Source organism: Bacillus ndiopicus, assembly GCF_000612805.1.
GTDB lineage: Bacteria > Bacillota > Bacilli > Bacillales_A > Planococcaceae > Metasolibacillus > Metasolibacillus ndiopicus.
On record NZ_HG964404.1, the window covers coordinates 612,918 to 628,786 of the forward strand.

At 36.2% G+C, this 15,869-nt stretch carries 15 protein-coding genes; 2 read left to right on the forward strand and 13 right to left on the reverse strand.

Annotated elements, in window-relative coordinates; genetic code table 11:
• Positions 1 to 8: 8 nt before the first annotated feature.
• The 13 genes from TY13_RS07920 to TY13_RS07980 form a co-directional block, all read right to left on the reverse strand.
• Positions 9 to 782 (reverse strand): hypothetical protein, encoded by a 774-nt coding sequence (locus tag TY13_RS07920; RefSeq protein WP_042473920.1) that lies wholly within the window; start codon positions 780 to 782, stop codon positions 9 to 11.
• 22 nt (positions 783 to 804) lie between these two features.
• The gene (locus TY13_RS07925) at positions 805 to 3,450 is read right to left on the reverse strand and encodes an acetate and sugar kinases/Hsc70/actin family protein (RefSeq protein WP_042473921.1); all 2,646 of its coding nucleotides are present in this window, start codon (positions 3,448 to 3,450) and stop codon (positions 805 to 807) included.
• A 20-nt stretch (positions 3,451 to 3,470) separates the two neighbouring features.
• Entirely contained in the window at positions 3,471 to 4,160 is a 690-nt protein-coding gene (locus TY13_RS07930; RefSeq protein ID WP_042473922.1) for a hypothetical protein, read from the reverse strand.
• On the reverse strand, positions 4,157 to 5,434 hold the full coding sequence (locus TY13_RS07935; RefSeq protein ID WP_052344268.1) for a hypothetical protein: 1,278 nt from the start codon (positions 5,432 to 5,434) through the stop codon (positions 4,157 to 4,159). The genes TY13_RS07930 and TY13_RS07935 overlap by 4 nt, the downstream gene beginning before the upstream one ends.
• 2 nt (positions 5,435 to 5,436) lie before the next feature.
• The gene (locus tag TY13_RS07940) at positions 5,437 to 7,062 is read right to left on the reverse strand and encodes a serine/threonine protein phosphatase (RefSeq protein WP_052344269.1); all 1,626 of its coding nucleotides are present in this window, start codon (positions 7,060 to 7,062) and stop codon (positions 5,437 to 5,439) included.
• A gap of 28 nt (positions 7,063 to 7,090) precedes the next feature.
• Positions 7,091 to 7,930 (reverse strand): PP2C family protein-serine/threonine phosphatase, encoded by an 840-nt coding sequence (locus TY13_RS07945; protein WP_042473923.1) that lies wholly within the window; start codon positions 7,928 to 7,930, stop codon positions 7,091 to 7,093.
• A 6-nt stretch (positions 7,931 to 7,936) separates the two neighbouring features.
• Positions 7,937 to 8,461, reverse strand: a complete 525-nt coding sequence (locus TY13_RS07950; protein WP_042473924.1) for an FHA domain-containing protein — start codon at positions 8,459 to 8,461, stop codon at positions 7,937 to 7,939.
• Between the two features lie 24 nt (positions 8,462 to 8,485).
• Positions 8,486 to 9,064, reverse strand: a complete 579-nt coding sequence (locus TY13_RS07955; protein ID WP_042473925.1) for an FHA domain-containing protein — start codon at positions 9,062 to 9,064, stop codon at positions 8,486 to 8,488.
• A gap of 27 nt (positions 9,065 to 9,091) precedes the next feature.
• Positions 9,092 to 9,511, reverse strand: coding sequence for a DnaJ domain-containing protein (locus tag TY13_RS07960; protein ID WP_042473927.1), 420 nt, complete (start codon positions 9,509 to 9,511; stop codon positions 9,092 to 9,094).
• 125 nt (positions 9,512 to 9,636) lie between these two features.
• Positions 9,637 to 10,062: a hypothetical protein gene (locus tag TY13_RS07965; protein ID WP_042473928.1), complete on the reverse strand. Its 426-nt coding sequence runs from the start codon at positions 10,060 to 10,062 to the stop codon at positions 9,637 to 9,639.
• Positions 10,063 to 10,270: 208 nt separating this feature from the next.
• Positions 10,271 to 12,442 carry a transcriptional regulator gene (locus TY13_RS07970; RefSeq protein WP_042474297.1) on the reverse strand — a complete coding sequence of 724 codons (2,172 nt, stop codon included), beginning with the start codon at positions 12,440 to 12,442 and terminating at the stop codon, positions 10,271 to 10,273.
• 657 nt (positions 12,443 to 13,099) lie between these two features.
• Positions 13,100 to 13,615, reverse strand: coding sequence for a hypothetical protein (locus tag TY13_RS07975; protein ID WP_042473931.1), 516 nt, complete (start codon positions 13,613 to 13,615; stop codon positions 13,100 to 13,102).
• Between the two features lie 69 nt (positions 13,616 to 13,684).
• Complete coding sequence (locus tag TY13_RS07980) at positions 13,685 to 14,563, reverse strand: serine/threonine-protein kinase (RefSeq protein ID WP_042473933.1); 879 nt, start codon at positions 14,561 to 14,563, stop codon at positions 13,685 to 13,687.
• A gap of 158 nt (positions 14,564 to 14,721) precedes the next feature.
• On the opposite strand from TY13_RS07980, the gene TY13_RS07985 reads away from it, so the two are divergent.
• The gene (locus tag TY13_RS07985) at positions 14,722 to 15,585 is read left to right on the forward strand and encodes a helix-turn-helix domain-containing protein (protein ID WP_042473938.1); all 864 of its coding nucleotides are present in this window, start codon (positions 14,722 to 14,724) and stop codon (positions 15,583 to 15,585) included.
• 83 nt (positions 15,586 to 15,668) lie between these two features.
• Complete coding sequence (locus tag TY13_RS20655) at positions 15,669 to 15,842, forward strand: hypothetical protein (RefSeq protein WP_154661565.1); 174 nt, start codon at positions 15,669 to 15,671, stop codon at positions 15,840 to 15,842.
• The last annotated feature ends 27 nt before the right edge of the window (positions 15,843 to 15,869 follow it).

Consider the following 15,869-nt stretch of genomic DNA (forward strand, 5'->3'; position numbering starts at 1 on the left):
CCCTCCTTTTAATCAACGAGCATGCGTACAGGGCGGCCTGTATGTGCATCGGCTCTGCGTTTGCTGTTTGGCCCACTGTTTAATATGCGCGTTAAATATTGATGGGCTTGTTCATTGGATAATGCTTGATACGCTAGCTCTAATCGGTTGCTAATATACCAATCTACTACCTCTCGCTCTATGCGCTCTTGATTTAAGCATTCAAGGGCAAATGCGATATCATAAGGATTTGTTGGACGATTTTTTAGCAGCTCTCGCGCATAATATTTCAGCATGATGGGATGATAGGTGCTTTTTTGCCATCCTGCATACTGACAATGCAAGTAAATAAGCGTATTGTATTCTGTTGCAAAATCAGAAAAATCTGTATAGGTAGAGCGTAAAATCGCACCTGTCTTTAATTTAAAACGAGCTAATTCTAGCGCATTATCAGCGCCCGCTGTTGCAGCAGCTAATAGTAGCTTGGCCGAGTATTGTGTAAAGTCGAGCTGCTGCTCTGGCTCAGCAAATTGTAGTAAGAGCGCTGTTTCTCTTTCTGTTGCTTCATAGGGTAATGTGTAGTCTGTAGTCAGCATATAAATATGTCCTTGATACTTCACTATGCCCTTTGAGACGAGTAAGTTTGTGCCGTCTACTGTTATATCTAGCCCAGCAATAATGCCATCTGAGTAATCTTGAAAATATAAATCTACGATCTCCCTTGGATAATCACGCAAGCTTTCTAGCATTTCTCGCTTTAAAATCCTGCCCTTCTGAAACTGTGGGTATACATTTGTTACCATTTTGCACTCACCTCATTTCTCACTACTTCAAGCCATCAAAGAAATCCAGCTCTGATAAGTCCGTTTCAAAGGCAAAAAACTGCTTTTTCCCAAGCAATAATTGCTCATTTTGGCGGGCAACAGGTACGACATGGAAGCCCCAATGGTCTTGGCTAGCAAAGACAAAAAACTTCACCTCTCCATTAACAATGGAGTCTGTTTCACTTTGTGGAATATGCTCACCGTAATATGTAGCAATTTGCTCATATAACACTGGCATAAAATCCTCTATCTGATTTGTATAAACATATTTATGGGAGGATTTGCTTTCATGGTTATATAGGAAAAACTCTACTTCTACTACACCCCATGGACGCGAAATGGTACCATGTATTTGATTGAGTCTTTCCAAGCTACTGATTAATAGCTTCTCCTGCTTGTTATGCGTTAACGCACTTACCGCATATGGCACAACAGGTGCATCATTTGTCACATTCGTTTCAATCATGCCGATTTTTTTAGCATTTAAATAGCGTAGAGCACCACGTAAGCAGGCTAGCTTTAGTTCTGGTACATTGCCGACATTTTCAGCCTTTTGTCTAAATTCAATGCTGCGTCCTGGAACAAATTCCTTTAAAGCCTCTCGGAAAGCATCAATTTTGCAGGATTGCCCTGTTAATTTAATAATGGAATATTCACTTAGCACGCCTGTTTCATAAAATTCCTCTAAAAACTTGCGTACAATATCATAAATATCTGCCTTAATTAAATGATTAATTTCCTTAATATTGAAATAAACGTTCGGGTAGTCGTATATATCTTGGAATTGTTCGTTTTCCTTTATTGATAAGCACCAGCGATCAACCGCCGTTACATTCAGGTCGCTATCCTGCTCTACATCTATCGTTGAGTGGAAGCGGCTTCTTAAAATACCTGTTCTGCGGAAAAATTCTTTTTTCATTTCTTCTGCCATTTCCCACAGGAAATAATAATTATTGCGTACACGTAAGTATTCATCACGCGTCCGATTTTCATATTCTTTAAAGCGAGTTGGAATAATGCGCTCCGCCTCTGTAAAGGCTTGCTCGAATTGGGTGTATACCGCTTCAACGCCTAATTCATCAACATAGCGATAAATATCCTTGCCAGGAATATCAATTAACGTATCAATATCGTAAGCTTGCTTGCCGCGATTATAATAATTGGCAAAAACGATTTTCATAAATTGGAAAATGCGGTAGGTAATATTGTTACCACCAAAATTGGTGTCACCATTTTCATAGGTTGTATGAATATCAATTTTGTAAGAGATACGCCCATCTATTATGCGAAACTGACAGGAGGAAAGGTCCGTTGTGCCACCACCGCAGTCAATCACTAATGCTTTATAGGTTTTGCCATCTAAAAAGCTGTTGTTTTCTATTTGATTAGCGATCGTGTTATAAAGAACGGCCATCCCTTCATCAAGCGCGTGGCTTGTTTCGATATGATACTCAGGTAAAATAGTTTGAAACATATCTAAAAATTGCGTTTTCAGCTTTACAGGACTGGAAATATGCAAGTGCTGAAAGCGGCATTTAAATTGATGCTCTGCCGTTCGTATTACATACAGAAGAAACTCTCTAAGCATTTGACTGCGTGGAACAACCGCTGTATTGCCGTTGACATCCATAATCTCTTCCGTTTTGTTATAATGATTGACCCAGCGCTTCATGCCTTGGAATTTGGACGCGAGCGTTGTGTAATTATTTTTTTTCATTACCTGTAAGGCATCATAGCCAAAACGATAATGAATATGCTCTGCCTCCGCGCAATCAGCTACGCTAATAATTGTCGGAACAACCGCTGTCCACTCTTGGTGCATTGTATCTGGGAAGGTGACAAAATTAATTTGATTCAATTGGATACGATTGTTCAATAAATCCTGCGAGCATGGTGATGTCACATAGTCATGCGCTAAATAAGCACCTGCTGTGGTATTCGTTGTGCCAAAATCAATCGCTAATATTGCATTTGTTGTTTCAAGTGGCTTTATTTCTAAATCTAGAACAGGCACTTTGTAGTAATGTAAATTTGTCGGTGGAAGAGGTGCCTCTTGGTAATAGGTTTTGTATAAATAATCCGAATCTTGCTTACGCAAAAAAATAAAGCTGTAGTTTTTATTTTTTGTATCCTGCATATTCATTGCTGCATCTGTTACGAAATAGTAGCGATTTGGGTGCTGCTTGTCCTTTTGTAGCGTTAAAATCGCACATAGCGCTAGCTGCTCATTCACTAACAGCACATTCGATTCCTCAACTAGTCCTCTTGTTTCCACAATGTATTGGTCTGTTGCATCAATTTTCATATCTTGATAAATGCTCATTTTGGCAGGAACTTTTATGTTGCCATTGTCAGCAAGCGGGGTTTTTAAATATGTTTGCATGGCAGCTTCAACCCGTTTAAAGCCTCCTTCTGCGTATTCCTCAATTAACAAATGCTCCTCAGCGCCACGATAGCGTAAAATCATTTGTACAAGCTGGTCTCTTGTTAATGTGTTGACAAGTCCTTTTACCAGCTTTTCCTTGTAGCAAATATTGCGTAGCTGAAAAGTCGTCATTTCCATTAATTCGGCACGGGTATAGGTCACTGTATAATGTTCTGTATAGCGACGGTTTATATGTAATTTATAGGAATAATTAGCGCTCATTTTGCCATCCTCCTTTGTATTTAATACAGCGCGATTTGATCAATTTTCATCGTTTCCTCAACGTCCACAATGCCAAAATGATGTGCCCAATAAATATCGAGCGTAAAGCCAATAGGCATAAATAAAGTTCGTATAAGCTTAATTTTTATTTCACGCTGCTGTGTTCGTTGCTGCCCAATATAAAGCAGCACCTCATCCCTTCCCTCTGACTTGATATATACTGCGCAATTGGGAAATAGCTTTTTCAATGTCTCCTTGAAGTTGTAAAGGATATCCCCCGTTTGATACATGTGAATCATATGGAATGCTACTATTTCCTGCTCCGCCTTCGTCAATTCTTGAATCTCCTGCTGGGCGGCTAGTCCAAATGTATTGGCAGTGAATTCCTGCAATAGGAAGCGAATAAAATATTCCTTGCGATTCATCCCTTGCATACGGTCAATATCCGCTAGAAAATGAATGACAATGTCTAGCAAATATTCTCTTATCTCCACATCCGCTTCATTATCAGGCTGAAATAGATAGTTAAAAATTTCGGCATAGCGATAATAAGGATTGATTTCCACTTTTGGCTCAATCATTGTCGTATTCAACACTTGCGGGCTAAGCTCCATATAAGGGGAGAAGCTCGTCGCTAATTTGAAATGAATATCACTTGGCTCAAGACCACGATTCTCAGCTTGAATAAGTAAATCCCAAATATAATTCATTGCCACACCCCTACACAGTTGTATTCAAAAAAATGGCGCTGCACTTCTGATACAACAAAGCTTAATAAATCATTCGCAATAAAATCCTGCTCCTTCAGTGCCTTAAATTGTAGTACCATCGTTTTTTTATGCTGAGGATTGCTAATGATTTCTGTTAGAAAGGGATTTACAGTATAGCTGTAGCTTCTTGCTGTCTCGTCCTCTACAATTTTAAAGTCGATGAAGGCTAGTCTATCCGTTAAATCAAAGGAATGAATTAATCGCATTAATTCTCCTGCTGTATAAACGGCTATAGGATAATTTGTTGTTAGTCTATGCATAAAGTTATCTTTAGGGCGATTGGAGAAGAGCTCATAAGGAAGCGCTCCAACTTTGTCCAGTTGTACATTTGTCACTTTAATAAGCTGCCAAATACCTGATACATCCTGCGGCGAGACCACAGTTATATCGTTTGCGGAGCGCTTTACATAACGAATACTCGTTTCATTGCCCTCTACTAAATAACCATGCTCAACTCCTAGCTTTCTTACTGAAAGGCTATGCTCAAAATTGATTTTATCGATTGCTGGAACTGGGAAACCTGCATTTTTCACCTCATGTCTCTCAATATTCCAGAGCGGTAGCATATTCAATTGTTTATATGGCTCGTATTCCTCTAAATCGATTGTGATATCAATAATTTCTGTGCCATCCTGTGGCAACGCTTGATTAATCATCCGAACGTCTAGAAATTTATGAATATAAGGATGATTGATTGTTTTCCAAGGAATGCCATTTATTTGGAATGTATTGTACAGCTTTTCAATCTCCTCTATATATGTTTGGTGCTTTGTTAAGTACAGCTTGACATTGATATCTCCCGCTGTCGTATGAAGCATGCCATGAAACTGCCTATTTTCTGATAGCAATTGCTGTATTTGTAAGGTGTCACATTGCAAAAATAGTGTAGACAATACGGCAGATTGCTGATTTTGCAACGCTTGCCCTAATTCCTCCATGGAAATGACTTGATGCTCAAGGTCTGCCGGAATTATTGGGAATAAATATTCATGAATTGGATCGAATTGTTCTTTAGTTGTAATCGTTCCATAAATATCAAGCTGCTGCTCAGATAGATTCAACTCATCCAATAAACGCCGCTCTAATTTATCATTCATTTGTTGTTGATAATCTATTAAATTAGCAAAAACACCGCTCATAATATCCTTTAACAATTGGCGTTGCTCCAAGTTTTCTATCTTTTTCAGACGTTCCAACATAAGCTCTTTCATCAACGTTATTTTCCTTCCTTAAACTTTTCACTTTCGAGACTTTGCTCTGAATTGTCTGTTTCATTATTTGGCGTTTCGACATCAGCAACAGGTGGTATTACTGGCAGCAATTTATCATTGGCATTCATAATTTTCCGCTCCAATCCTAGTACCTTTGCAATTAAGCCCGTTTCTTGATAAATCTCCTGTGCCACTGTATAGGATTCGATTGCCTTCGTGTACTCTTGCGTAGCATAGTGCCTATCTCCATTTTTCTCTAAACCCTCTGCACGTAGTTCTTGCTGTGCTTTCGTTAGCTCTGCTATTTTGCTTTCTGTTTCATCTATTTTTGTCTTAATTTGTGGCTCGCCTGTAAATGCAATGGCACGCGCTTTTGTTCTAGCCTTTTGGTAAATATCCAGTGCCCCATTGTAATCCTCCTCATTAAAAAGAGCGTCCCCCTCTTTGATTGACTCCACAATGTCCACAATCGAATCCATATTGGCTATGCGCGTTTCAATATCTTCTTTGCCAAAGTTTTGTAGCAGCTTCCCTTCTTTATTAGCTTTTTCATAGTGCTCCATTGCTTTGGAAAAATCACCAGCTTCTGCTGCCTCATCTCCTTGTATGATTAGCTGTGTAATACGTAGCTTCGTTGCCAGTAGATTTCTATGTATAGGGTCTTTCAATTTTTTGGCTACATTTCTTCCTTGGCTATATTCCATAACAGCCTCACTGTAATTGCCATCCTGAAAATAAAGGTTGCCGTTTTTCTCATACTCCTTCATATCAACTGTCAATTCTGCTATTTTTTTCACTTGCTTTGCTTGATAGAAGGCTGCACCTCCTCCAACTAATAGCAGTGTGATAAGCGATGCAACAAGCCATTTTATATATTTCATTTTTTTCTTATTAGATTCTTGATACACTTTATTAATAAAGACCGCAGCAATTGTGTAATTGTCTACAACCTTCCTTTGTCTGCTTAGCAATACTTCTTCCAGTACATCAACGTATTGTGTTGGTTCCTTCGCTAACTCCAGCGCATCAATCATTTCAACATCCTCTACATGCTTCCAAAAGCCTGCTGTACTTAACAGGAGGACGTCCCCCTCATGCAACTTCATTTTAGGTGAGATGTAGGGACTGAAGTTTGAGGGCTGCCCAAGATATGTTAATAAATTATCGCGTTCCTCATGCTGTCGTGTATCCACTACGCGTTGCTGCCTATCGAAAATTTCCTGTGCCAAGCTTTGGTCATGGCTTTTAAATATTGAAACGCCATTTCTAAAATGATACAGTCGGGCATTGCCTGCTACAGCACATCTAACTCTTCTATAATCTGAAACGACTACAACGATACTTGCCTTTAGCCGCACGCGTAGACTTTGTTTTTGCAATACTTTATGTGCCTGATTGATGTAGCTTTTTATACTGCGCTTTGATAGCGCAGGCTTTGCAATAAAGCTTTCTAATACCGCCTGTACGGCGATTTTGGCACTATCCACCTCCTGATCTGAATCAAGTCCTTTTACAGCTACCCAACAAGAAAAATCATCTAACGTTGTGTAGGCAAAATAATCTCTATTTTGCAAAAAGGAGCCTGCTTCAGATAAGAAGCTCGTCTGGAAATCGCTATTTTCCTTCCTCATATGCACCCTCCTTCTACAGCGTGATCTCTTACCATGTCTTTTCTAAAATAACGATTGTTGCATTATCCTGATTTTTCAAACGTTTTTTCTCAATTGCGTTTATCATATTTTGTGCAATATAATGTGGTGGGATTTTTTCCGATAGAAACTTTTCCATTTCTATTTCTGTCAACGAATCATATACCCCGTCGCTTAATAGACATACTTTATCTCCTCTAAGCAAAGGAATGGGGCTTTGTCCTATATCTATTTTTTTAAAGCCTTCATAGCCTAAGTAGTTTACTAACCTCTTTTTAAATGGATTTTCTTGTATTTCTAGCTGAGAAATCTTACCGTTCAAATACTGCTCTGTTAAAACTGTTTCAAAAATATGTTTTTCATTCACTTCTATAAATTCACCGTTGCGGTAAATAGTGACAATGCTATCGCCAACAGCACTCCAATGCAGCAAGCCGTGCTCATCAATAACTGCAGTTACAAGTGTTGTGCCACCATTTGAGCCGTTTAGGTTTTCCACGATAATTTGATTACTTTTTGTTGCAGCAGCAGTGAAATAATCATTTATTTGCTGGATATTTGTTAATTTTTTGAATTCCTCTATAAATGTCGTTACAGCTACAGTGCTTGCCATCCGTCCATTGGCCAATCCACTTATACCATCCGCTAATACCGCAATCGTTCCATAAGCCGTTTCCACTGTAGCAAAATAATCATCCTGCTCATCACGCATCCCTATCGTTTGACCATTGCCAAGCTCAATACGTTTATCAGCTATTTTATGTACTATTTGCCTTCTTATAGCAATAAGAATTACAAGCACCGCTAAAAACAGCATCGTTATTATGTATGGATGTAATAATATAGCCATTTGTTATCATTCCTCACTTTGATTATTTTCCCATTCAAAGTGCACACCACACAGAGGTAGGAACAAAAACATGCTTCTCCCTAATTGAATTACGTCGTATGCCGTTAATTCTGTTGGCGTATATACAGCCTCATTATTCAAATAAGCTAAACCTGAAGCATCTCCTGGAAGAAGAAAGAAATTTCTCTTTTTCGGATCATAAACAATTACTGCATGATTACGTTTGGCAATCGTATTATCTCCAATAATTCGAATATGCATATCCTCATCTCTACCGATAAAGTTTTTCTCAGATAATATGCGATAATCTCTTCCCATTTGCGGACCTTCAATACAAACTAACCATCCTGTTACTGGATCAATCCCATCCATTTCGCCAAGATACGGCATTGTTTTATCATCTACATCTGTTTGCGCTACTGGCGTTACTGTACGATGCTCCTGTTCTACTAGTACGTGGCAATACGGGCAAACATTTTTATGTCTTCTCGAACTAAACATATGACCGTTTGTGCATCTAATTAAACTCATTTGTCTATCTCCTATTCGCTGTTATTATTTCGCTATTATTTTTGTATTTGCTATATAAATAATGTCTCCATACCCAATAGCACATGGATTGTCCTGCTGTAATTTTTGAGTGATATGGCGATAAGGCTTGCGTATCCCAACACCATTAACAGAATCAACATCCTCGACATACCAGATGCCATCCACATAATTTAGTAAGGCATGCTCTGTATTAATTAGGGAAGCATACTCCGCAAAGCTTAAATCAATTTCCGGCTGATAATCGATTGTCTTTTTCCCAATAAGTAAGGATGTTTGGTTCATTAATGACCATTCCTGTATTTCTGTCCCTCGCTCATCTATTAACACAAGCTTTTCTATAGCTGTCTCTTGAGCTAGTGCTTGCTTTTTAGTAGATATATAGTTATAAGTAAGAAAAACTGCCCCACCTGCTACAATTACGATTATTGATACAATTTGCAAAGAGGGGTCGCGGCTTAAAGCGAATATATATAATAGTAAAAATGCACTAATACTTAGTAATAGGATGTCAATAATTTTTATCATGACATAGGCGTGCTGTCGTTTCTTATATGTATTTGTTAAATTCGTCCATTCATCCATTGCTAAGCTCCTTTCTCCATACATGTATTATTTCCGGAAAAACCGCTCAAATAACTCTGTTGTATCGAGTGGATTTTTTTTGTTTTGTAGGCTTTCTGAAACTTCTTTTGTTTTAGGATTGAAGCCAAAAAATTGCTCAAAGTTTTTTTGAATGTTGCCCATATTCAAATCGCTTTGTTGCCATTGCGTTTTTTGCGTAGTCGATTCGTTTGCTTGCTTGGAAAAGCCTTGATTGCCTTTTGTTAGCTTTGCATCGTACGCTTCCTTTAACGCTGGGTCTTTCAGTACTTTATAAGCCTCTTGAACTTCTAAAAATATTTTTTCTGATTCCTTGCTGCCTCCATTAACATCTGGATGGTGCTTTTTAGATAGTTTTCGATAAGCGAGCTTAATTTGTTCAGCTGTTGCATTTTTATCTAAACCTAATGTTTCGTAATGTGTAGCCATCTGTTCCTCCTCATTTTCATCACCGTTTATGCACATATGAAAAAGCTAGCATGCTAGAAAAATTTCTAACATGCTATCTTTTTTGGTTACAGCCTTAAGCGATAGAATGGAGCTTCAACTGTATGTTAGACAGCGTAGCCACCTTCGATTTTTGCCAAGTCTGTTTTGTCTTTTTTCTGCTTGATGAACAGGAAGAATTCACCAACACCTTCTGTATCACCATAGCGCTCTTGATAATCTACTACGAATGCATTCGGGAAGTGGATTTTTCGTACTACTTGATCAGCAGAAATAACTTCTAATGTCACTTTGCGGTAGCAATCAGCTTTTTCAGCAGGTACTAATGACCAAAGAGCTAGTTTCATCGTGTCATCTGCATTGTCACCATCTGTAGCCGTTAAAATTTTCCCTTTAATTTTTAATACTGAACCTACATCTGTAGAGCGTGCATTTGAATCGTTTGGTGTATCTGTTTCATATTCCACCGTCATAATGCTGTCTAAACCTAATTCAATTGCCTCTGATCCTTCAACCTTTAATACAAAACCCATTCTTTATTCCTCCTAAATATGTTTTTGTGGGCGTTTCTATCTTATGGCTCGGTATGTATAATCGAAATTATGTAGTAATTTCATCTTTATACTAGGTAATAAATCTTAATATTAGCTACTACCAATTCTCCATTTCAACGGATAGAAGCGCCCTTATATATGTTAAAAGATTTATGAAAAATAAATCTTCAACACCCAATTCACTTAATTATGCTTTGACAGCACTTGTTCCTTTTGTAATCGTAACTTCAAGATTTTTCACGTTACCGTTAAAGACAAGATCGATTTGACATAGACTTGTTTTCTCATCAATCACATAGCCTATATCATCCCCCTCTTGAATAATAGAGTTTACATAGCCTTTGTCATTAACCCATCTACTCTTCTGACTATTTGGATTATTACTAAAGAACTTAACGATATTGTCATGTTTGAAATCACCGGATTGGAATCGTAAAATTCGCTCGATATATGTGCTCACCTGCGTTTTATAAATAGAATCAAATCCATTATCATCCATCGCAAGACTTCTTGCTTTGTATACCGTAATCCGTCTAATATCTTTATTTTGAAGCTGCGCATTTTCTGAAGAAAACACAAAGCCAAAGCTTCTGCTGTTGATTGCATCTTTAATATTATTTGTAAATCCTGAAATTTCCTTCGCCATTGTTGTCACAGCTCGGAGTGCATGGTCACCAGCTTCAATATCAAATCGAACACCTGGGTAATTTCTTTGCACCAGCTTGAAGGATGCTTCTTTTAAATATTCTGGACATTGGTAAGCCGATACAATACCAGCCGCGACATAGCTTGCGCCTACATATACGCCCTCAATCCAAAGCTTCAAAATATCCTCTTTTTCCTTCGATAGCTGTGCACCATTTTCTGTCGCATACATGCGTGTATCAATAACGACACCCGATTTATCCTTAGGAATAATCGTGAAATTCGGCAAACACGGAATTGCAAATTCGCTATATTCTTTTCTTGTTAAAACTGTACATTTATCGATTAAGCGATCAATACCTGTTGTTGCAATCCCATTAAATGTTGTTTCAGGCTCCGCCATAAAGTTGAAGAAAACTTGAACTTTATGATCCTTTATTGTGTCTAGTAGCATAGACAGCGATTCCATCGTATTGCCCTCTTGCTTCGCCGTCTTTTCATTTCCTTTAAAGCGTGCTCTGCTTACTTTCGTGCTACCTGTTTCTTCAAGCTCAATACCTGGTACAATTCCATACCAAATCGTATCTGTGAAATCATTTTTTCCATTTACTGTATTCAAATAAGCACTTAGCCTTGGAACATTGTTACTTTTCACAAGCATATCTAGCTTCGTATTTGTAACAAGCAAAGATGGCTGCATTCCTCTATTTTTCGTTGTATATTGATCGAAGTACATCTTAACTCCAAGCAATTTCTCTACTAAAGGTTTAACTGTTTTTACAAACTCATCTTTTGCATCTTTATAAAACTCTAAATATGTGTTGTAGTTTTGCACTTCTGTTTCAATATCAAAGTCTGTTTTTATTGCTGGTAACGGCGCAAATGTGCGAACAACAAGATTCTTAACATAAGCAGATGGTGAATCAGTAATTGCTTGATAGTCTTCCTCAAACACTGTGCTTAGCCCGTACTCACCATTATCTTCAAGCAACATAACATCTGTGCCTGATGTTTGCGGAGCTTCAATGATTTTTAACTCTCCTGCCTCGCCAATTGTTAACGTACCAATTTGTAGCTTTTCTGCTTCGCCATTATCTTGACTGTTACCTAATAGCAATCTTGTTTTAATATCCTCAATTGCTAGCGGAAGCATCGCCATCACGTTGTTGTAATTTTTACTAGCGACTTCAAACAATATGTTTAGCTTGTCCCCTGTGTCTAGCTTTTTCGGGTCACCCTCGTCTAACTTGTCGTATTCATCATAAAGATAATGAATTTCCTTACGAACTTGTCGAATATCATCCATTACTTTTTTAGGGGAAATCATGTCTAATAAATTTTCAAACTTGAAATCCACATTCGTAATACCTTGGCTACGCTTCGTATCAATTAAGGTAAATAGCATTTTTAAAAAATCATTATTTTGATCAATCGCTATTTCAGAAATACAGTCCTCCTGAATGCCTTCTGGTTTTTTCAATGTGTACATGACCTTTTGATTAGCTGCATTGTAGAAAGAATAAACAGTAGGCGAGAATTTATCTAAAAATTCATCAAAGCTTTTTACAAGTAACTTTTGATTAATTTCTTTGATTTTCTCGTCACTTAAACTATCAATTCCTTTTACGTCTCCAACTAATGTAAGCAAATCAAGCTTTTCAGGGTTAATTTCTTCAAAAAGCATTGTCCGATTTGTTTGATTAATAATCTCCATTAGATTCGGCTGCTTCAATCGCAGCCTTCCCTCCTTTTATGTATCAACTAGCAACTCAACATAATTGTTGGTGCAATAAATATATCTATTACAATATATTTATATATAAATCCCAATAATTTGTATATACCAAAATAATATAACTAATTGCACATTTGTATACATATAATATAACTTTTACGTAATAAAATTATTTTTTCATCATTTTAATTATACGATTAAGGTTAATTCCCCTTAAAAAATATTTTATTTTTATCAATTAACCGAAATATATTTATTTAAAAATAAAGACAAGGGTTATCCAATTTTAAACATCTCTTTAGATGACTAGAAAATACTTGTTGTATAGCAGATTTAATTAGGCTTATAGGCCAAAATTATTATATTTATAAGAGATATGTTTATAATATTGTTAATTAAAATATATAAAATAATAAAAAATGGCAGTTAGGGGTTACTGATCAATGAGGGAAAAGTAGCATGAGGCAAACACTAAAAATAAGCTGAAGGATGATAGATAGAGCTTGAGGCAGAACAGATAAATCAGATGCTGCTATATGTTTGGCAAAATTCAAATAATCTTTCTACGTGAGGTATAAAAAAATTACAGCCATTCCATTGAAGAATGGCTGTAATTTTTATTTCGTGTAAATAGAATTAGTTAGATTCGAGATTATCGTATATCATTCTTTTTAAGAAATCTATTTTTCCAATATCCTTATTATTATTGTTATCTGCGCGATAACTATCCTTGGATGAAGACTCGTAAACACTTAAATACTGCTCTAGATTCAGTAAATAATACCTTACCTCGCCTAGTTGATGCATTTCTAAATTCTCTAACTGTACTCCTGCGAAACTTGGTAAAGTATCAATAATACCAAACTCAACTGATAATCCCTCTTTAGAGAATTCGTGTTCATGCAAATCAATCAAGCTATATTCCATTGACTTCATAATATTCACTATAGCATCCCAGTTATGTATATTTAATTCGGGTGGCACTTCCCATCCTCTTTTATCGCCAGGTATATGAATATCCAAGTCTTGTGCATCCCAACTCTTTCCTGTAGCAACCTCTAAACCAACTGACCCCATTAGCAATGGGATAATTTCAATATCATTTAATTTTTTTGCGATTTTTATAAATTCATTAAACTTTTGATTATCCATATAACCCTCCGATTTTTGTCAATCAACCATTTAGCTGAACAACTTCTTTTTTATACAATATTATAAATGTTAAATTTCACTTCTCCTTTTCAAGAGTCTTATTTTTTCATATAATAGAGCGATTTTTATAAATTTTAGTGAAAAACATCGCTTTTTTTGCTCTAATGCAAGTGCCCACATAATCATTCGACTAAGCAAATAATTAATATTAGAATTATAATCTCTTATATCTAATAGCCTATCATCTAATAAGCGTTCTGATATATCGTGAGGGGGATTTTTTGTGATGGCATAATAAATTGTCGCGCTAAGGCTGTATATATCTGTTTTAACATTTTGATTCGATTTATTTGAATAAAGCTCTAAAGGAGAATAGTTTTTGCTTGTTAAAATGGGTGTATCCTTAGTTACACGATAATCGATAGCCGAGCCAAAATCTATTAAACATGGCGTACCATCATTAGCGATTAATATATTGCTTGGCTTAATATCTCGATGGATTATCCCCTTTTGATGAACATTATTTAGTGTATTAATCAAAGTTAAAAAAATGGATACATATGTGGGATTCGTATTTTCTATTACATATTGATCTAAAGGTACGCCCTCAAAATACTCCATTGTGATATAAATTGTCCCATTCTCCTCAAAGTGTTCAATATATTTCGCCACATGCTGGCAATTTAAATTTTGCAAAATCGTTGCTTCCTGTATAAAGAGTTCCTTCAATTGATTAAATTTCGCTTTGTTGGAAGGAAGACGGCTTAATACCGTTTGATTATCTGTATCACGTATCGCTATTTCACTTGGATAAAATTCCTTTATAATAAAGAGCTCTTTCGTTATCATATTTTTTGCAAAATATACAACTGATAAATTACCTTTTTTTACAATATTTTTAATCTCGTATACTCCTTTTAGTAAAGTACATTCTTGTAAAGTAGGCATATATACCCTCAACCTCCCTTTATAATTACATATTTACATTAGTTTTACATAATAATCAATTATAATGAATAACTTATAATGAGCATTTTAACTACTAGACTCAACCATCATAAGTTATAATAATACATATGTATACTGAGGATAGGAGCAAATATATTATGAACCATATGATTTCACAAAAAATAAAGGAATTACGGAAAAAAAAGGGGTTTACACAAAAAGAGCTAGCAGAAGGTATCTGTACACAAGCGATGGTAAGTAACTTTGAAAAAGGAGAAATGATTCCTTCAAGCCCTACATTGTTTGCAATCGCCCAACGACTTGGGGTTGATATGAATTATTTCTTTAATATGTCTAGTACTGATAGCACTTCTTTTAAAACAACGGATGCACAAAATATTATTCGTAAACTTATTCACCAAAACGATTATGAATCTGCTTATTATATCGTGCAAAATGAGCTTGTACAGGAATCCTTACTCACAACTGAGCACCGCCAATTTTTATTATGGCATAAAGGGATTTGCCAATGGTTTTTACACCAACAACTCGATACAGCAATTCAAACATTAGAAGAAGCTTTACACGCTGACGACAAGCAAAGCACTGAGCGTGAAGTCGCGATTATGAATAGTATTGCGGTTGTTTATCTTGGGGCAGGTCAATTCGAGAAATCATTATCTTATTATGAAAAATGTTTATTGTTGCTTAAGAAACAATCATCCATTTCCTTTACAATACAAATTAGAGTATATCTAGGTGCCTCACGTGCGTTTCAACATTCTCACAAATTTAACGAAGCGCTTTTACTAGCTAAACAGGGCATTCAATTATGTACAGAAAATGAAACATTATATTTATTGGGAGATTTACTTTTCCAAGCATCACACTGTTTAATATCTTTGGAAGATAAACTTAACGCATCAATTTATTTAGAAAACGCAAAAACAATATATACTTTACAGAACAAATTTGATTACTTAAAAATAGTAGAAGATTTAAGAACAAATTATCTTAATTAGAAATTAAACTAATTGATATTTTTCACAACAAATGGTAAATTTAAATGAGTTATTACTTAATTTTCTAATAAAGGGTGATATTTATGAAGAAGAAATTAACTAATCTATTAATGGCACTTTGTTTGGTATTCCCTATAGGCATTAGTTTCACATCCACTAATGTAGCTGCTGAAGCACAAGATTTAACATCAGATAATCATTTAGTATTCTACGCTTCTGGTGAAGTTCCATCTATAAATATTCCACTTCGTCCATAATAAATAGGGGTAGTGCAAAATGACTTA